At 39.6% G+C, this 18,348-nt stretch carries 19 protein-coding genes and 1 riboswitch; of the genes, 2 read left to right on the top strand and 17 right to left on the bottom strand.

What is annotated here, in order from left to right; translation table 11 throughout:
* Positions 1–126 precede the first annotated feature (126 nt).
* Positions 127–1,863, top strand: coding sequence for a glycosyl hydrolase family 18 protein (locus tag M948_RS30345; protein ID WP_231378665.1), 1,737 nt, complete (start codon positions 127–129; stop codon positions 1,861–1,863).
* Between the two features lie 70 nt (positions 1,864–1,933).
* Here M948_RS30345 and M948_RS30350 read toward each other — a convergent pair whose 3' ends face one another.
* Entirely contained in the window at positions 1,934–2,695 is a 762-nt protein-coding gene (locus tag M948_RS30350) for an SDR family oxidoreductase (protein ID WP_021290220.1), read from the bottom strand.
* Positions 2,696–2,939: 244 nt separating this feature from the next.
* Between M948_RS30350 and M948_RS30355 the strand changes: the two genes are divergently transcribed.
* Positions 2,940–3,557 (top strand): TetR/AcrR family transcriptional regulator, encoded by a 618-nt coding sequence (locus M948_RS30355; protein ID WP_021290221.1) that lies wholly within the window; start codon positions 2,940–2,942, stop codon positions 3,555–3,557.
* A 242-nt stretch (positions 3,558–3,799) separates the two neighbouring features.
* On the opposite strand, the gene cysC is transcribed toward M948_RS30355, so the two are convergent.
* The 16 genes from cysC to M948_RS30430 form a co-directional block, all read right to left on the bottom strand.
* Positions 3,800–4,402 carry an adenylyl-sulfate kinase gene (gene cysC / locus M948_RS30360; RefSeq protein WP_021290222.1) on the bottom strand — a complete coding sequence of 201 codons (603 nt, stop codon included), beginning with the start codon at positions 4,400–4,402 and terminating at the stop codon, positions 3,800–3,802.
* A 14-nt stretch (positions 4,403–4,416) separates the two neighbouring features.
* Positions 4,417–5,595, bottom strand: coding sequence for a sulfate adenylyltransferase (gene sat / locus M948_RS30365; protein ID WP_021290223.1), 1,179 nt, complete (start codon positions 5,593–5,595; stop codon positions 4,417–4,419).
* A gap of 23 nt (positions 5,596–5,618) precedes the next feature.
* On the bottom strand, positions 5,619–6,419 hold the full coding sequence (locus tag M948_RS30370; protein WP_021290224.1) for a uroporphyrinogen-III synthase: 801 nt from the start codon (positions 6,417–6,419) through the stop codon (positions 5,619–5,621).
* Positions 6,403–7,035 (bottom strand): NAD(P)-binding protein, encoded by a 633-nt coding sequence (locus tag M948_RS30375; RefSeq protein WP_231378666.1) that lies wholly within the window; start codon positions 7,033–7,035, stop codon positions 6,403–6,405. The genes M948_RS30370 and M948_RS30375 overlap by 17 nt, the downstream gene beginning before the upstream one ends.
* Before the next feature lie 26 nt (positions 7,036–7,061).
* On the bottom strand, positions 7,062–7,793 hold the full coding sequence (locus M948_RS30380; protein ID WP_021290226.1) for a sirohydrochlorin chelatase: 732 nt from the start codon (positions 7,791–7,793) through the stop codon (positions 7,062–7,064).
* 13 nt (positions 7,794–7,806) lie between these two features.
* Positions 7,807–8,583 carry a uroporphyrinogen-III C-methyltransferase gene (cobA, locus tag M948_RS30385; RefSeq protein ID WP_021290227.1) on the bottom strand — a complete coding sequence of 259 codons (777 nt, stop codon included), beginning with the start codon at positions 8,581–8,583 and terminating at the stop codon, positions 7,807–7,809.
* Positions 8,584–8,597: 14 nt separating this feature from the next.
* On the bottom strand, positions 8,598–10,325 hold the full coding sequence (gene cysI / locus M948_RS30390; protein ID WP_021290228.1) for an assimilatory sulfite reductase (NADPH) hemoprotein subunit: 1,728 nt from the start codon (positions 10,323–10,325) through the stop codon (positions 8,598–8,600).
* Positions 10,326–10,341: 16 nt separating this feature from the next.
* Positions 10,342–12,174, bottom strand: coding sequence for an assimilatory sulfite reductase (NADPH) flavoprotein subunit (locus M948_RS30395; RefSeq protein ID WP_021290229.1), 1,833 nt, complete (start codon positions 12,172–12,174; stop codon positions 10,342–10,344).
* Between the two features lie 117 nt (positions 12,175–12,291).
* On the bottom strand, positions 12,292–13,029 hold the full coding sequence (locus tag M948_RS30400) for a phosphoadenylyl-sulfate reductase (RefSeq protein ID WP_021290230.1): 738 nt from the start codon (positions 13,027–13,029) through the stop codon (positions 12,292–12,294).
* Between the two features lie 90 nt (positions 13,030–13,119).
* A riboswitch (SAM riboswitch) is annotated at positions 13,120–13,230 on the bottom strand.
* Between the two features lie 143 nt (positions 13,231–13,373).
* Positions 13,374–13,688, bottom strand: a complete 315-nt coding sequence (locus M948_RS30405; RefSeq protein WP_021290231.1) for a DMT family transporter — start codon at positions 13,686–13,688, stop codon at positions 13,374–13,376.
* Positions 13,688–14,026 (bottom strand): DMT family transporter, encoded by a 339-nt coding sequence (locus M948_RS30410; RefSeq protein WP_021290232.1) that lies wholly within the window; start codon positions 14,024–14,026, stop codon positions 13,688–13,690. Before M948_RS30410 ends, M948_RS30405 begins: the two co-directional genes overlap by 1 nt.
* Positions 14,027–14,137: 111 nt before the next feature.
* Complete coding sequence (locus M948_RS30415) at positions 14,138–14,713, bottom strand: TetR family transcriptional regulator (protein ID WP_021290233.1); 576 nt, start codon at positions 14,711–14,713, stop codon at positions 14,138–14,140.
* A 93-nt stretch (positions 14,714–14,806) separates the two neighbouring features.
* The gene (locus tag M948_RS30420) at positions 14,807–15,991 is read right to left on the bottom strand and encodes a rhodanese-like domain-containing protein (RefSeq protein WP_369759839.1); all 1,185 of its coding nucleotides are present in this window, start codon (positions 15,989–15,991) and stop codon (positions 14,807–14,809) included.
* Positions 15,992–16,011: 20 nt separating this feature from the next.
* Positions 16,012–16,215, bottom strand: coding sequence for a hypothetical protein (locus M948_RS42525; RefSeq protein WP_021290235.1), 204 nt, complete (start codon positions 16,213–16,215; stop codon positions 16,012–16,014).
* Positions 16,216–16,491: 276 nt separating this feature from the next.
* The gene (locus tag M948_RS30425; RefSeq protein ID WP_021290236.1) at positions 16,492–17,151 is read right to left on the bottom strand and encodes a peroxiredoxin; all 660 of its coding nucleotides are present in this window, start codon (positions 17,149–17,151) and stop codon (positions 16,492–16,494) included.
* Positions 17,152–17,338: 187 nt separating this feature from the next.
* The gene (locus tag M948_RS30430) at positions 17,339–18,175 is read right to left on the bottom strand and encodes a mechanosensitive ion channel family protein (protein ID WP_021290237.1); all 837 of its coding nucleotides are present in this window, start codon (positions 18,173–18,175) and stop codon (positions 17,339–17,341) included.
* Positions 18,176–18,348: the final 173 nt, after the last annotated feature.

Raw genomic sequence — 18,348 nt, forward strand, 5'->3', positions numbered from 1 at the left:
CAAAACTATGAAAGCGCTTTTCATAATCTAAACATGAAAAGAGAGGATGCTGAAGTAGTGAATCTATTAAAAGGAACAAAAAAGTTCTTCATTTTTTTCATCTTTGGTTTACTAATACTAACAACAATGCCTACCAATCATAGTATAATTCAAGCAAAAGAAGCAGCAGCATCAGGCTACAACATCGTGGGGTATTATCCATCTTGGGCAGCTTACGGAAGGGACTTCCAAGTATGGGATATGGATGCGTCAAAAGTGAGCCATATTAATTATGCTTTTGCCGATATTTGCTGGGATGGAAGACATGGAAACCCTGATCCAGAGAGTCCCAATCCACAAACATGGGCATGTCAGGATGAAAATGGAAATATTGACGTACCAAATGGAACAGTAGTTATGGGGGATCCTTGGATAGATGCACAAAAAACCAACCCAGGTGATAATTGGGATGATCCATTAAAAGGAAATTTTCAACAACTCATTAAATTAAAAGAGGAAAATCCTCATTTAAAGACGTTTATATCAATTGGCGGATGGTCTTGGTCGAATCGGTTTTCAGATGTAGCAGCGGACCCGACAACAAGAGAACAATTCGCTAACTCTGCCGTTGATTTTATCAGAAAGTATGGTTTTGACGGTGTAGACATTGACTGGGAGTACCCAGTTAGCGGGGGATTACCTGGCAATAGCACACGCCCGGAAGATAAACAAAATTATGTCTTGCTTCTGCAAGAAGTACGGGAAAAACTAGATGCAGCAGAGGCTGAAGATGGAACGGAATACTTATTAACCATTGCTTCTGCTGCCAATGAAGAATATGTTAATAATAATGAATTAACCCAAATAGCAGAGATCGTAGATTGGATTAATATTATGACTTATGACTTTAATGGAGGATGGCAAACCCAAAGTGGGCATAACGCTCCGTTATATTTTGATCCTGAAGCAGAAACTGCAGGACTTCCTAATGCAGAATCCTTCAATGTAGCAAGCGCTGTAAATAGCTACTTGAATGAAGGGGTACCAGGGAATAAACTCGTACTTGGTACACCATTCTATGGTAGAGGATGGAGCGATTGTGAGGCAACGAATAATGGGGAATACCAGAACTGTTCACCTGCAACGGAAGGCACATGGGAAAATGGAACGTTTGATTTTAGTGACCTAGAAGATAATTATATAAACAAAAACGGCTATCAGCGCTATTGGAACGATGAAGCGAAAGTACCTTATTTATATAATGCATCTAACGGCAACTTTATTACTTATGATGATGAGGAATCATTTGGATACAAAACCGACTTTATCAAGTCGAAAGGACTTGCTGGAGCAATGTTTTGGGATTATAGCGGCGATGTCAATCATACCCTTGTCACCACACTAGCTACTAATCTTCAATTCACAGGAGGAGATGGTGGCGATCCTGAATCCCCTGCATTAGCACCGCAAAATGTGGAAGCAACAAAGGTAACCGCATCGAGTATTGATCTATCTTGGAACGAGCCAACAGATGCGACATCGGTTGTAGAATATGTTATTACGTATAATAATCAAGAAATTACTACAACAGAACCTTCCATTGTTCTAGAAAACTTGCAGGCGGCCACCGCTTATACCATCACAGTATCTTCTAAAGATGGAGAAGGAAACCTCTACCCAGCCTCCTCATTAACGGTTTCTACGAGTGAAGAAGGGGCGACCTGTGAGTATCCAGCATGGGAGGCAGCTACAAGTTATGTTGGAGGGGATCGTGTTCAACACAATAATAATTTGTATGAAGCCAAGTGGTGGACAAAAGGTGAAGAACCAGGGACAACCGGTGAATGGGGTCCTTGGAAAATCATCGAAAGTTGTAATGAATAGATAAGCTTGCTGAACTTTAATATTTAAAAGCTCCGTTACCGTTACGGAGCTTTCCCTTATTACATCTATTTTAAAAAGCTGCTGTCCAACCAGCATCAGCAGTAATTACCGTTCCATTAACAAAACTAGACTCATCAGATGCTAAGAATAGAGCCACATTGGCAATTTCTTCAGCTTCTCCGGCGCGCGGCATAACGCCTTGTCCAGCCTTGGTACGACTTGCACCGAATTCGTTCATGTTTTTCATCGATGCGCTAATATTTGTGGCAACCCCGCCTGGAGCAATGGCATTACAACGGATGCCTTCATTTGCATACATATAGCCCGTATTTTTCGTGAATCCAACGACAGCATGTTTGGAAGCTGTGTATGTTGCACCTGCATGGGCACCATTCAGACCACCAGTAGAGGCAGTATTGACAATGACACCATTGCCTTTTTCTAAGAAGATGGATAATGCTTTTCTTGTTGCACGCATCACAGCCGTTGTGTTAATAGCAAAGATGCGCTCCCAATTCTCATCTTCAATATCTCCAGCAGCTTCAAATCCATCCATTATTCCAGCATTATTCACTAAAATATCTAATGTTCCATATTCACTTACTGCTGTATCGATCATTTGATCCACTTCTTGACGATTAGCCACATTCGTCTTAAGTGCTTTAGCAGTTCCACCAGCCGATTCAATGGAAGAAACGACTGCTTCCGCACCTTCTAAGTTAATATCAGAAACAATTACCTTTGCTCCTTCTTTTGCATAGAGCTGTGCTATCGCTTTTCCCATACCAGAGGCTGCACCAGTAACAATAGCTACTTTACCATCTAATTTCATTGAAAATCTCTCCTTTCATAAGTATAGACCTCGAATCCCCTTTTAATAGAAACGATATGTTCTACCATATAAAAATTAGCCTTCCAACTAATGACCAAATCATGTAGCTGTATACTATAAGCATAATGTACTATAATGAAGGTAGCAATATTCAAATAACCGCTAACATGTTGATAAATCAACAAATGACACGGATAGTGTTTATAAAAATAAGCTAACTAAACAGATTGGTGGTAGATTGTATATGAAAGTAGATCGTCGCGTTCATAAGTCGAAAAATGCCTTAAAAACTGCATTGATTCAACTCATGAAAGAGAAGGACATGCAACAAATTACGATCACTGACATTGTTAACAAGGCAGACTTAAACAGAGGAACGTTTTATAAACATTATGACATTCAGGAAGCATTGTTTGAGGAACTGATGGAAGATGTCATCACTGATTTAACGCAATCCTTTCGAGAACCATACCAAAATAAACAAACCTTTATTCTCCATGAAATGAATGCATCGACGATAAAAATATTTGAGCATGTAGCTCGTTACTCCGATTTCTATCAAACAATTATCAACCGTGATACGATTTTTCCTGGATTTCAGCAAAAATTATGTACTGTCTTCAGAGATCTATCTGAAAAGGATTTAATTAGCACAAAAGAAGAGGGTGCCATTGATAAAGACTTACAAGCAAGTTATCAAACGTATGCGATTATTGGGATGATAATGGAATGGGTAAAGAACGGGTTTAAATACACTCCTGAATACATGGCCGATCAATTAATCAAAATGCTTTCCCACTCACCAATTACCATGACCTATCAAACTTCACAACACAGCCATTCTCCAGAACAAACACTATAATTAACGTCTCCTCAATCGAAAGAGACTTCAGTGTCGAGATTATTTTCTCGACAGACTTATTTTTGGGCTATTTTATGAAATTCAATTTTTTCGTTAGTAATATCGAATGCCTAATGGTAGTGATTGGTTTTAATCTAAGATCGCACTCGGAAAGGGAATAGTCCTCCCCCCTGAAGGAGAATAAAACGGGGAAGAGGGACTCTACAAGCTGAGGTCTCCTCAATCGAAGGAGACCTTTTCATTTAGTTCAGGTATTCATTTTCTAATAAATAATTAATGACTTGCTGTACAGCTTCATCTAAAGATTGTTCTTCGGTATCAATCGTCAATTCAGGGTTGATTGGTTCTTCATAGGGGGCATCAATTCCTGTAAATCCTGTAATCTCACCAGATCTTGCTTTTTGATACAATCCTTTAGGATCCCTATGTTCACAAGCCTCTAAACTACATCTCACATAAACCTCTATAAATTCGCGTTCTGCAACAAGAGCACGAACTTGATTACGATCTTCTCGATATGGGGAGATAAATGCAGTTAACGTAAGAACACCCGCATCGACAAATAACTTTGCTACTTCACCAATTCGTCTAATATTCTCCGTGCGATCCTCTGGAGAAAAACCTAGATTTTTATTCAGCCCATGACGAATATTATCGCCGTCTAAGCGATACGTATATATTCCAAGCTGATACAGCTTTCGTTCAAGCTCAACGGTAATGGTAGATTTCCCGGACCCTGATAAACCAGTAAACCATAAAATCGCACTTTTATGTTTGTTTTTGGTTTGTCTCTCTGTTTTAGTAATGATCGAATCATGCCACGAGATATTTGTTGATTTACTCACGTTTTTCCTCCTAATCAGCGTTGTCTTAGCCCTTCCATTAATACATGCGCTACCTCTGGTCGAGAAAACTCTTTCGGTAATTCTTCTCCATTGCGCAGCTTTTCTCGTACCTTGGTTCCGCTTAGATGTACATGGTTGGATTTATCATGCGGACATGTTTTTGCTGTCGCCATATTCTCACAAGCTGTACAATAAAACGCATGTTCAAAGGCCAAAATCTGAATACCTAATTCTTGCTCAAACTGTGAAATTAACTCCTGTGCTTCATAGGTGCCATAATAATCACCTACTCCAGCGTGATCACGGCCGACAATAAAATGCGTACACCCATAATTCTTACGTACAATCGCATGTAATATGGCTTCTCTTGGACCTGCATAACGCATTGCTGCTGGATAAATAACAAGTCTTGTTCGGTTTTTCGGATAATATTTATCTAAAATTACTTTATAACTTTTCATTCGAATCTCTGCTGAAATATCATCCGATTTTGTTTCCCCAACAAGTGGATTTAACAGCAAGCCATCGACGATTTCTAATGCACACTTTTGAATATATTCATGCGCCCGATGTACTGGGTTTCGTGTTTGAAATCCGACAATCGTTTTCCACCCCAGTTCAGCAAATAACTTCCTTGTTTCTTTCGGTTCAAGCTGATGTTCAGGAAATTTCTCATTTTGTTTTGCCTGCAGGAGAAAAATAGGGCCGGCGAGATAAATATCCCCTTTTTCATATACTTTTTTTACTCCTGGATGCTCCGAATCTGTGGTTCCATACACAAGCTTTGCTTCTTTTTCTTTATCAAACGTATACATATCCGATAATTCCAAAACACCATATACTTGTTCATCCTGACCAACTAACGCAACTGTAGAACCAATATCCAATGTGTCCGCAGTGGCTTCATCAACATCCAATGTAATTGGAATGCTCCAAACGGTACCATCGCTCAACCGCATTTGTTCTACAACACTTGTATAATCTGTTTCATTCATAAAACCAGTTAATGGACTGAATCCACCATTAGCAATTAACTCTAAATCTGACAGGTTCCATGCATTTAAATAAATCTTAGGCATCGTATCTATTTTTTTCAGGTAAGCATCTCGTGCAGATTCACTTACGTGACGTTGAATAAGCTCTCCACCATGCGGAATACTTCCTGAACGTTTGGTATCAATTGTTGTTGCCATCACTTTCCCTCCAATTTTAATGATTACCCAACGAGTTGTTGATAGTATTGCTTTAGCTCAACTACCATTCTCCCCATCTTAGGCTTGGTTGGCAGAAATACTTCTGCTATCTGTCGATCCATTAATTCTTGTGCAGTTACTTTTCCAACCGCTACTGCCAGCACATCCTCGTTAAAGGCCTGCCCTAACCGCTCGTCAGCTGCGTTAAACAGGTTCTGCACCTGGGTTTTACTTGTAAAAATAACGGCATCCAACGATTGGTGAATAATATGGTTCTGTAAACTGGCTAACGTTTCCCTATTTGGGGCTCTATAGAAGTATGGTTTGGCTAGGTAGACTTCATATCCCATATGCTGTAAAGCATCTTTTAATAGGGCATCGTCCTGATTGTATGCTTGTAAAAAAACACGCTGTCCAGTCTTGTTTGGCTGTTTTTTTAATGTTGCTAATAAATCCTTCATCGTTCCATCGCTAGAAATAAAATCCGGGGATAAGCTATGTTGCTTCAGCCAATTGAATGTTTTACTACCACGGATAGCTAATGTTGTGGCTGCAACCTTTTGAATAAATTCGGTTTCGTATCCCTTTTCTTTGGCAATCCTTTCTAAACTAGAAGCACCTATTCCCGTTGTTAGAATAATGTAGTCAAATCTTTCTGTTAGGAGTGCAGCAATATTTTGTTCGCAAGTAAGATCATCAAAAACTTGCTCGCCTTGAATGGAAAAGAGGGAAGGTTGCCCACCATTTTTCTTTACAAGTGTAGAAATTTCCTCTGCTTTACGCGTAGCCGCAATACCAACTTTTTTGTTAGCTAAACCGCTCATGTGAATCGTTCCTTCCTGTCTTCCTTTTTAACCAATTACTTATCTCCTTCTGTCTATCTTTATCAAGATATTCATCCGATAATAGAGATTGTAAAATCTTCCTTTGTTCCTGCTTGATAAATGAAGTTTGTTTCATAAACTGTCTCATTTCATAAAGGAAATCAACATAATCACCATACTGTTCATCATACTGGGACTTCAGATCGTTCTTAATTTTACTTGTCAGCATCGGACTTGCTCCGTTTGTGGAGACACTGATGGATAGTTTTCCTTGCTGGAAATGGGCAGGGATATGTAACGTGCCCCCTTTTGCATCTGAAGCATTGTTCACAAGCGTATATGGTGAGGCAGATTGGCAAATCGTTTGATTTAATGCTTCATTATTTGTAGCAGCAACTATAATAAATGCATGCTGTATATCCTTTACGTCAAAACATTTTTTTCGCCAATCTATTTGCCCAGCATCTGCCATAGACCGAAGAGAGGGGGCTACCTCAGGACTAACCACAGTAATATATGCAGCTTGTTTTAAAAATAATGAAACACGTCGCTCTGCGACATTTCCTCCACCAATTATCACGATACTTTTTCCACCTACATCAACCATTAACGGCATATGCGACACCTTTGTCACATCCTTTTTTATGATACTGCCTCGATTACCCGGTCCCTTAATGCTTGCTTCATCGCCACGTGTGCACCAAGGTGTTTGCATAATAAAATTTCTTTTCCATGATTATCTAACTCTGCTACTTTCTCGTTCATAAATCGTGTGAGAAAACCTGTAAACCATATATAAGGAACAATGATGATCTGTGCAGATTCCCCTGCGACAGCTTTCTCCAGCATGGTTTCAAAGGAAGGATCACATGCTGCTAAATAACAAGCTTCTACTTGATCAACACCAATAAAAGCTTGTAACCTATCAGCAATTGCCTCCATATCTTTCTTCGTTTGCGGATTACTGCTTCCTCTACCAACCACGAACACCTTTGCATTGGGATCTATTGGTCTATTCGTCTCCTTGATACGTTCTGCTAGAATGGAAGTTAGTCGATTCTGTACGCCTAAAGGCTGCCCATAAGAAAATGATACATGGGGATACATTGCTTTTTGTTGATTAATAATTTCTGGAATATCTTGATAATAATGACCGGCACGTAGTAAGAGCACTGGTATAACTGCAATTGCTGTGGCTCCTTGTAAGACGAGATTATTAATTCCCTGGTGGATATCTGGATCAGCAAGCTCTAAATAGCAGATTTCCTGTAGATGAATAGGGATTTCCTCTTTCACATCTGCAATAAACTGATTCACCTCTGACTTGGTAGTGGCGTAACGACTTCCATGACTTACATAAAGCACGCCCTGCATTCGCTTTTCCTCCTTAACCACTAATTGCAACCGGTGACGGAATATTCTCATCGGCAAGCCATTCAAACCATTGAAGCTGATCACGTAAACGGACGACCTCACCAATAATTATCATGGATGGATTTTTTATACCTTCTGCTTTAGATACAATGGTTTCTAATGTACCCGTTACCGTTTGCTGTGCTTGTGTTGTCCCATAGTGCACGAGAGCGATTGGTGTATCTTTGTCTTTACCATGACGAATCAGTTGATGACAGATCACCGGTAGATTCTTAACGCCCATATAGATACATAATGTATCCACACCTTTTGCTAGATTTCTCCAATACGTATCGATATCTTCATCCTGTTTTGTTACTCCTGATACAAATGCAACGGAAGAACTTATTTTTCGATGCGTTAAAGGAATACCTGCATATGATGGGGCAGCTGAACCAGAAGTAATACCTGGTACAATCTCAAATGGGATATGATGTTGTTGTAAAGCCAGCGCCTCCTCACCACCTCTGCCAAATATGAATGGATCGCCACCTTTAAGCCTCGTTACGGTCTTCCCTTCACTAGCAAACGAACATAGTAATTGATTAATTTGCTCCTGCTTCAATGAATGATGGTCCGGGCGCTTCCCGCAATAGATTCGTTTTGCATGTGGCGAAGCATATGCTAATAATTGTTCGTTTACTAACCGATCGTAAAGAATGACATCCGCTTGCTCGATCATCCTTTTTCCTTTTACAGTAATTAGCTCTGGATCCCCTGGACCTGCTCCTACAAGGTATACTTTCCCCATTGACTACACTCCCTCTATTCATCTTTTTCCTTATGGAAATTAAGTCCAGAATACACAGCTTCAACATAACCAGCACGAATAACATAGTCGCCGAAGTGTTCCTTTTCTGTACGTTCCTTGGCATAGGCATTAATAATCGGCTGCAGTGTTTCTAGAATTTCATGCTCTCCGATGTTTTCACGGTATAATTTACTTAAGCGATCCCCTGTAAAACTCCCACCTAGATACATATTGTATTTACCTGGGGCTTTGCCAATAAAAGCAATTTCTGCTAATGCGGGTCTGGAGCACCCATTCGGGCAACCAGACATTCTTATCACGATTTCTTCCTCTCTTAATCCAGCTTCATCGAGAAGATTTTCTATCTTTTCCAGTAGGGAAGGGAGATACCTTTCCGACTCTGCCATTGCTAATGCACAAGTTGGTAATGCGACACAGGCCATCGAATTACGTCGTAAGCCACTATACTGACCACCATCTGTAAGCTTATATTGTCTTATTAAATGATCGATATCTTGTTTCTTTTCGTCTGTTACATTTGCAATCGTTAGATTCTGATTTGGAGTAAGGCGAAAATCTCCAGTATGAACTTTAGCTATTTCCCTTAATCCCGTCATTAATTGGTAATCATCGGTATCTTTTACGCGACCATTTTGAATAAATAACGTGTAATGCCAATTCGACTTTCCTTTAATCCATCCATAACTGTCTCCATTATGCTTAAACACGTAGTCTTTTGCTGCTTCTAATTCCCAGCCTAAACGTTCATTCAGTTCTTGCTTTAACCAATCGATTCCTCGTTTATCGATGGTGTATTTAAATCTAGCATTTTTTCGATTCGAACGATTTCCATAATCGCGCTGTATCGTAACAATCTTTTCGGCTACATCCACGGCAGCTTCTGGTGCACAAAAACCGATGATTCTTCCTAACTGTGGATAGGTATCGGTGTTTCCATGTGTCATTCCCATACCACCGCCAACCGTTACATTGAAACCAAGCAGCTTATCTGCTTCCTTTACCGCAATAAATCCTAGGTCTTGTGAAAATACATCAACGTCGTTAGAAGGAGGTACAGCAATTCCAATTTTAAATTTTCTAGGAAGATAGGTTGTTCCATAAATTGGTTCCATCTCCGCTTCTTCTCTAGAATCAACTACCTTCTCTTTATCTAACCAAATTTCGTGGTATGCTCCCGTTCGAGGGGTAAGATGATCACTAATGTTCTGTGCCCATGCAACTACTTCCGCATGAACATCCGATTGATAAGGATTCGTATTACACATTACATTTCGATTAACATCCCCACAAGCAGCTATGGAGTCCATCAATGTATCATTAATACTACTGATTGTATTCTTTAAATTCCGTTTCAGAATGCCATGTAGTTGATAAGCTTGCCTTGTCGTCAAACGAATCGTTCCATTCGCATATTTATGTGCTAATTCGTCCATGACCAGCCATTGCTCCGCTGTTGTAACACCACCAGGGACCCGCACGCGTAGCATAAATTGATACGCTGGTTCCAATTTTTTACGTCTCCGTTCATCTCGGAAATCACGATCATCTTGCTGATAGCTACCATGAAATTTTAATAGTTTATTATCATCATCAGAAATGGCACCTGTAATTGGATCTGCCAAGCCTTCTGTAATCGTTCCTCGAAGGTAATTACTATTTTTTTTGATGCGCTCCATATCATCCAATGGTACTTGCTTAATTGAGTCGTTCCCTTTACCCATATAGAAACTCCTTTCGTTAATAGACATCTCTCTGGTAGCGTTTCTCCTGACGCATTTGATTGAGATACGATTCTACCTCATCTGGTGTCATATCGCCTTCTTGTTGCAAAATAGTGGCAATCGTTTCATTTACATCTTTCGCCATATGTTTCTCATCACCACAGACATAGATTGCTGCACCTTGCTTCACCCAGTCATACAATTCTTTGCTTTTTTCCAACATGCGATGTTGGACATATACCTTTTCTTCGGTATCACGGGAGAAGGCTACATCCATTTTTGAAAGTACACCTGAATTCAACCACTTTTGCCAATCCACTTGGTAGAGAAAATCCGAAGAAAAATGCTGTTCACCGAAGAATAACCATGTCTTGCGTTCAGCTTCTGTTTCTTCTAGTTCTTCTAAGTAAGAACGGAATGGGGCAACCCCTGTGCCCGGGCCAATCATAATCACTGGTGTTTCTGGATCTTCAGGGAATTGAAAGTTAGGGTTTTGATGAATATATACAGGTAATTTCTCACCAATTTCAATTCGATCTGCCACTTGTGTGGAACAAACCCCAAAGCGTTCGCGGCCATGAGCTGAAAAACGTACCTTCCCAATCGTAAGGTGGACTTCATCAGGATTTGCATCATAACTACTCGCTATCGAGTAAAGCCTTGCTGGGATTTTACGTAGTATTTTGACAAATGATTCTGGCCCCAGCCCATCCGGCGGATAGTCCTGCACCAAATCCAACATATCTCTGCCGTCAATATACGTTTTAAATTCGTCCTTTCTATCCGGGGTTATCAGTTCACTTAGTTCCTCATTGTGAAAGATCGATGCTGCTTTCTCTACTAATGGTTTTGTCAGGATACTGATTTCAAAATTAGAGATAAGCGCTTCCCGTAAAGACCGTATATCTCCTTGTTTATTGACAGAAACCGTCTCATCAGGATTCCATTGCAGTGCCTGAATGAGCTCATCTACTAGTACAGGATTGTTCTTAGGAAAGATACCTAAACTATCCCCGGGTTTAAATGTAAAGTTTGAACCTTCTAATGATAATTCCAAATGACGTGTCTGCTTGTTTGAACCGCGACCACTAAGGTTAATATTGTCAACGACCTCTGCAAGGAATGGATTTGTCCTGGAGAAAACCGGCTGCTCCGAAACGATTGTTCCTGCCGTTTGTTGGCCAGAAAGCTCTGCTTCGCTAGCTTGATCCATTGATTTTCGCAGTTCTCCAAGCACACCTGCCATCCATTCAGCCGCCGGTTCATCAAAATCTAAGTCACAATCGATTCGCTCATATAGCCTTTCTCCGCCTAATTCCTCTAATCTTGCATCAAAGTCTTTCCCTGTTTGACAGAAAAACTCGTAAGATTCGTCACCTAACGAAAGAACTGCAAAACGCAAATCTGCTAATTTTGGTGCTTTTCGACTATGAAGGAACTCGTGGAAGACCACCGCATTATCCGGTGGATCTCCCTCTCCATGAGTTGCGGTAATAATTAATAAATCTTCTACTTTCTTTAACTTATTTGGTTTAAAGTCATCCATTGCACTACATGTGACATCTAAATTGGTTGCTTCTAACTTCTGTGTCATTGTTTCTGCTAACGATTGTGCTGTACCTGTTTCTGAACCATATAAGATCGTTACAGATCGTGCTGCAGCACCTCCAGTTGTTGCTGTCTGTCCTTGTGTTGTCCTATTAGCATCTTGAATAGATGCCGTGGATTGCACAGCTGAAAGGTATCCACTCAACCACATTTTTTGTTGATCTGTTAGCATTGGTAGTAATCTGTTTAATTGTTCTGTTTGCTCTTCGTTAAAAGGGCTATTCGTTACATCAAGCGGCAATTCATCCACCTCACAGGCTTTTCTATAATTTCGACATGCATAAATCATTTATTACAAAGTATACCAATTAATTTACTCGGAATTAAATGAAATAAAAAAGATGTGTCATTACTTCCATCATAAGCGTTGATTATTTCCAGTTGTATGAAGTCCACATTCCGTCTTATTTAACCCCGTCCAGCGACCAGCACGAAGGTCATCAGAATCTGTCACTTGATTGGTGCAAGGAATACAACCAATACTTGGATAGTTCTGATCATGTAATACATTGTATGGCAATTTGTATTCGCGTATATAATTCCATACATCATCCCATGACCAGTGAATGAGTGGACATACTTTAATCGATTGAAACCGTTCATCTTTATTTACAAAGTCTGTATTGCTGCGACTTGGTGACTGATCTCTTCTTAATCCAGATATCCAAGCAGGTACATTACTTAATGCTTCCTCAAGTGGCTTTATCTTTCGAATGAAGCAGCATTGATCAGGTTCTCTTTTCCATAAAGCAGATCCATGTTTTGCTGCCTGCTCCTCTACAGTCAAATCTGGTTTCTTTAGCCGAATTCGCAGCTGAGGATACGTTGCTTTCACCTCATCAATTAAGTCGTACGTTTCCTGAAAATGCAGCCCGGTGTCTAAAAAAACAATTTCCGCATCTTGCTTCACTTTGGAAATTAAATCAATTAACACCATACCTTCAGCACCAAAGCTACAAGCGTACACAATAGAATCGCCATACGTCTCATACGCCCACTTTAAAATGGTTGATGCCCCTTTTGTTTCATCTTCTGGATGAAAATCTTTAAAAGGATCAACGGTAAAATCATGATAAGAAAGGATTTCACTAGTCACCTTCCATTCCTCCTTCCAAAACACTAGATTGAACAAAAACTCTTCTTACCTAGCGATAAGAAGAGTTAAAATACCATTTATTTGCCACTCTTCTTATCTATCAGACGCATATTGTCTGTAGGAATTAGCACAGTGTTAGCCATCAATAACCTGTTGCCGAAGTTTCATTGGGCCTTTTCCCTCCACTTCTCTTGATAAGAAATGTTTATTTGTACTGATTGTTATTATTGTTAGATATATTAAATCCTTTACCAGAAAAAGTCAATGCTTATTTCAAAAACAAATTAAAATTTAGACTTTTAATATATATACAATAAAATGAAGCTTCTTGTGACAATTATTTTTTAAGATAGTGCTTTTAATCCAGTAACACCGGTGATAATGGCAATAAGGCTTGCAATCCGATATTTATTCGTTGATTCTCCAAAGAACACCATATTCATGATCACTGCTCCAGCCGTTCCTATTCCGATAAATACAGAATAAGCCACACTAACTAGTAAATAAGAAAAAGACGCATAAAGAAATACAAACGAAGCACCCAATCCTCCCAAATAGAGCAAGCCATTTCTAACCGTCTTATCCTGGCTATATAATCGCAAACCCAATACACCTATCATTTCAAATAGAGCAGCGCATGCTATGAATAACCATCCCATTACGAATGCACCTCCTGTTTACTTGGTTGATCGGAGAGTTTAAGACCAACCACACCTGCTACGAGAACGATCATAAATATGATTTTCCCCATGTTTAAGCTTCCGCCAAAAATATACACATCCATGAGCGCCGTACCAACTGTTCCTGCCGCAGCAAAGATAGCATATACGGTTCCAGTAGGTATCCCTTCACATGCTTTCGATAAGAAGTGAAGATCCAGAAAAATTGCAGCAATGATTAGCGCCCAATGCCACCAGTCAGTGGCAGTATTAAATCCATAAATCCAAATTAATTCAAATACACTAGTTAACACGACATAAATCCATGATTTATTCATTTTTCCACCTCATAAAACATCTCATCGTTATTTTCATCACAATTTCATAATCTTTCCAAAAAATGAATGACTATCAGTCATTTTAAGCAATAAAACTTGGACAACTCCAAGTCATTGGTTATATAATGCATGTGTTGCAAATGTTAATACTTCATCCTGCTTGCTTTTAGCTGCTTGCTCATCCTGGTGATCATACAAATAAGATTGTTCAGCCGCTGATTCAATTAATCCGATCAACAGCTTTGCTGTTGCCTCCAAATCGAGAGAGGGACGAAGAACAGCTATAGCTTTTGGTTGTTCTAGAAATTCACGCATCCATGCATAATACGGTTCGTATATTTTTTCCCATTGACTTAAATACTCACTAGACGCCAATCCAGCAAATATTAAGGCAAATACCTCCCGATATTCCTTTGTAATAGCAAAAACAACATCAACCACCTGGGCAAGCTGATCCAAGAAGCTGCATTCATTATTTACTTGCTTGTGCATCTCTTCTACGATTCGTTCTACCATTACTTCCGCAATAGAAGGCATTACGGCTAATTTCGATGGGAAGTATAAATAAAATGTTCCCTGAGCAATACCTGCCCCCTTAACAATATCTGATACTTTGGTTTTTTCAATACCTTTTTCACTAAAAACATGAATAGCAGATTGAACGATTTTTTCCTTTTTATTATCCATATCCCAACTCCTACCCCTTGTGACTGACTATCAGTCATTTTATAATAGATAACTTGCATTGTCAATAGACAGTGTCCTATCCGGCACTGTCTATCATGAGGTCGTTTGAAAATGATCCGTCTGCCATTGCTGAAAACCACCTTGCAGATTCATCACGTCAAATCCTTTATTCACTAATATACTTGCTGCAATTGCCGAACGCTTACCCGAAGCACAGTGAACTACTACTGGTTGGTCGAAAGATAGTTCATGTGCTTGTTCGTTTAATTGAGGAAGGGGGATATGAATCGCTCCTGGTATATGAGCTTTTTCCCATTCTTTTTGGTAACGAACATCCAAAATCTGCACCTGCCCCGCATGTCTTTGCCTTTCTACATCTTTTGGATCCTGATTTAGATAAGAATTCGTATTGCCGGCAGTTTCAACGATTGTTGGGGAGAAAAATCCAACGATATTATCCATTCCGATATTGCTTACAATTGTCTGTATATCCTTTAAATCATTGGAATCAGCAATGAGGTATATGTCATCCTTATAATTCGCCAGTCTCCCCATCCACTCTGCAAACATATCTGGATAAGGAATGTTAATGGTTCTAGGAATGCTCCTCATTGCAAAAGAAGTCGCGCTTCGTGTGTCGATGATAAGATTATTCTTGTCCGTAGCTAACAATTCAACTTCGTCTCCAGGCCGATGGAATTCAACAGTTGATGGAACAGCAGCTAGTGGTGTTAAACCGGATATATTGACTTCTTTCATTTTTGCAAAATAAGCTGGGACTTCAGGCTGTCCATCCAATAAAAAGTCCATAAAAGCTTGCTCATTCGTATACCGTAGCGCTGGATTTGTCCTTTTTTCATAACCTACCGTGCTATTTGGTATGGAACCTAGACCTTTTCCGCAAGCACTTCCTGCCCCATGGCCTGGCCAGATTTGTAGGTAATCTTCGTACTTCTTAAATCGCTGTATAGAAGCAAACATTTGACGTGCCCCTTGAATGGCAGAACCTTTCACACCGAGTGATGTTTCTAAGAGATCTGGTCGTCCTACATTTCCAACAAAAATAAAATCTCCAGTAAATAACCCGATTGGTTGATCGGTTGTTCCTTTGTCTATTAATTCATATGTCATATGTTCTGGAGTATGACCAGGCGTATGCACTGCTTTCAGCTGGATATTACCAACATGAATCGTTTGTTCATCGATAACACCTTGAACAGGGAGGAAGGGGGGCCATTTATATCCTCCATTACGCTCTCCTTCCGTTGAATAATAGATCGTTGCTCCTGTTCGCCTGGCTAATTCAGCAGACCTGAAACAAAATCAGCATGAATATGTGTTTCGATTGCACCCATAATTCGAAAACCCTGTTCTTTTGCAACCGTTAGATACATATCAATATTCCTTATCGGATCTATAATTGCAGCTTCTCCTGTAATCTGGCAACCGATCATATAGGATGCTTGTGCTAAGGACCGATCATAAAAATACTGTAAATACACGGAGTCCCTCCTTCTGTCATGTGTCTATTCTTTTCAGAAGAATGAGCCTGGTACTTGGTTAAGATAAGAAACTTTAAAGCTGAATTCTTTAAACCGCAATCAGGAATACGGCATGCTTTTCGCGGGGACGGCCTCAGCTAACTTGGGTAAGAAAAATTAATTGCCCGCGTGGATTTTCGAGCCCGTGTTGTTCCCGCGCGAATCATGCCTATCAGTATCGGACACGGCTATCCTTCGTTATTTTATAAAAATTACTTTTGTCCCACTCTTAAAATGCTAATCAATCTCTTTTTGACAATAGTACCAGTCGACACATTCGTAATCCTTATTATTCATTCGTTCGTTCGCCTCTTCCTTTGTCTGCGGAGGTTTGACGACTACTTGATCACCTGGCTGCCAGTTTGCCGGAGTGGATACGCCATGCTCATCGGTTGTTTTTAAAGCTTTCACCAGTCGGACAATTTCACTCATATTGCGTCCAGTAGTAAGAGGGTAGTAGATAAGCGATCGAATCACCTGCTTATCATCGATTACAAAGACAGCTCTTGATGTTTCGGTTCCAGTTGATTCTGGCATTACCATCCCATAAGCTGTAGCAACCTTTTGATCCAAATCTGCGATAATTGGAAAATCAATGGTTGTATCAAAATTCTTTTCGATATTACGTAACCAAGCAATATGGGAACTTACACTATCGATGCTTAAACCAATTAATTCCGTGTCCATCTTCTGTAATTGATCATATACCTCCTGAAAAGCCACAAATTCAGACGTACATACAGGGGTGAAGTCAGCTGGATGAGAAAATAGCACGACCCACTTTCCTTGATAATCGCGAAGAGAAATATCCCCTTGTGTCGTTTTGGCCATAAAGCCAGGTGCTTTTTCCCCAATTCTAGGTAATGGATTTGCTTGCACATTTTCCTGCTGTTCCATATGTGAAGCTCCTTTCTATTTCAATATAGGTAGTTCTCCTAATCTTTACCTTTATATTCCGTCTAGCAAACATCCATGTTGAAAATAAAGCAATTGTCATTGATTGTTAACATTTAGACTTCACTTGTACATAAAAAAGGCCAATTCTATATATCATTGACCTTTTAAACGCAATAGCATTTGCCGATTATTCAGCTTGCTTTTCAATATATACTTGATGTGGGAAAGGTATATCAATATTATTTTCATCAAATGCTTCTTTAATCGCTTTACGTAATTGTCTTTCCACACCCCATTGCTCCATATTTTGTGTCTGCGCAATAACACGAAGGGTGATATCTGACTCACCGATCATCTGTACACCTACCACGTCTGGACCTTCGACAACCATATCATTTTCTTCTTTCACTCGATCACACACTTCTTGCAGCACCGTCATCGCATGATCGATATTATCACTATAGGAAATTCCAATATCAACAAGTGCTCGCATATTTCCGCGAGAATGGTTACTTAATGAGCCAATTTCTCGATTTGGGATAAAATTAAGCGTCCCATCAAAACTGCGAAGCTGTGTTGTACGAAGCCCAACTTCCTCTACAATTCCATCATATCCGGCAGTTGTCACATAATCGCCTACATCTAGTTGTTTTTCTAATAATAAGAAAAACCCTGTTACGATATCACTGACAAGCCCTTGTGCGCCAAAACCAATTGCTAACCCAATAATTCCTGCACCAGCAATTAATCCGGCAGCGTTAATGCCGAAGATCCCTAACACAATTACTAAGGTAATAAAAATAAGTATATAGGAAAAAACACTAATAGCGAGAGCTTGTAATGTTTGCGTTCTACCTGCTGACATCTGCTTTTTATTTTGTACCTTTGAAAATGAAGACCGAATTAGTTTTTTACCAATCGCTCGGACGATCATAAACGCAATAAGAATTGCAATTAATTGAATAAGTATAATACCTGCATCTACCGCAAGTTCTGCCCAGTTAATGTTTTCTAGCCAATTCATAACATGTCTACTCCTTTAATCATGATTTATTACTCCGAAAATAGGTATTTTTTCTAAAAAAATATACGTGTAATAATGCAAACTATGAAAATGGAAAGACGGATACATGAAAATCCAGCTTCCAATCATACGTAACCTAAAAAACAACTTCGTAATCCCCCTAAGATAGGGAT

The sequence above is a fragment of the Virgibacillus sp. CM-4 genome, assembly GCF_000445495.1.
Taxonomy (GTDB): domain Bacteria; phylum Bacillota; class Bacilli; order Bacillales; family Amphibacillaceae; genus Virgibacillus; species Virgibacillus salexigens.

Excerpts from the sequence above, each read along its gene's own strand:
- M948_RS30430 (WP_021290237.1), bottom strand. The coding sequence starts at position 18,175 with ATGAATTGGCTAGAAAACATTAACTGGGCAGAACTTGCGGTAGATGCA.
- M948_RS30350 (WP_021290220.1), bottom strand. The coding sequence starts at position 2,695 with ATGAAATTAGATGGTAAAGTAGCTATTGTTACTGGTGCAGCCTCTGGT.
- M948_RS30425 (WP_021290236.1), bottom strand. The coding sequence starts at position 17,151 with ATGGAACAGCAGGAAAATGTGCAAGCAAATCCATTACCTAGAATTGGG.
- M948_RS30405 (WP_021290231.1), bottom strand. The coding sequence starts at position 13,688 with ATGGGATGGTTATTCATAGCATGCGCTGCTCTATTTGAAATGATAGGT.
- M948_RS30375 (WP_231378666.1), bottom strand. The coding sequence starts at position 7,035 with ATGCCGTTAATGGTTGATGTAGGTGGAAAAAGTATCGTGATAATTGGT.
- M948_RS30410 (WP_021290232.1), bottom strand. The coding sequence starts at position 14,026 with ATGAATAAATCATGGATTTATGTCGTGTTAACTAGTGTATTTGAATTA.
- M948_RS30345 (WP_231378665.1), top strand. The coding sequence starts at position 127 with ATGCCTACCAATCATAGTATAATTCAAGCAAAAGAAGCAGCAGCATCA.
- M948_RS30415 (WP_021290233.1), bottom strand. The coding sequence starts at position 14,713 with ATGGATAATAAAAAGGAAAAAATCGTTCAATCTGCTATTCATGTTTTT.
- M948_RS30370 (WP_021290224.1), bottom strand. The coding sequence starts at position 6,419 with ATGAGCGGTTTAGCTAACAAAAAAGTTGGTATTGCGGCTACGCGTAAA.
- M948_RS30380 (WP_021290226.1), bottom strand. The coding sequence starts at position 7,793 with ATGCAGGGCGTGCTTTATGTAAGTCATGGAAGTCGTTACGCCACTACC.
- cysI (WP_021290228.1), bottom strand. The coding sequence starts at position 10,325 with ATGGGTAAAGGGAACGACTCAATTAAGCAAGTACCATTGGATGATATG.
- sat (WP_021290223.1), bottom strand. The coding sequence starts at position 5,595 with ATGGCAACAACAATTGATACCAAACGTTCAGGAAGTATTCCGCATGGT.
- M948_RS30355 (WP_021290221.1), top strand. The coding sequence starts at position 2,940 with ATGAAAGTAGATCGTCGCGTTCATAAGTCGAAAAATGCCTTAAAAACT.
- cobA (WP_021290227.1), bottom strand. The coding sequence starts at position 8,583 with ATGGGGAAAGTATACCTTGTAGGAGCAGGTCCAGGGGATCCAGAGCTA.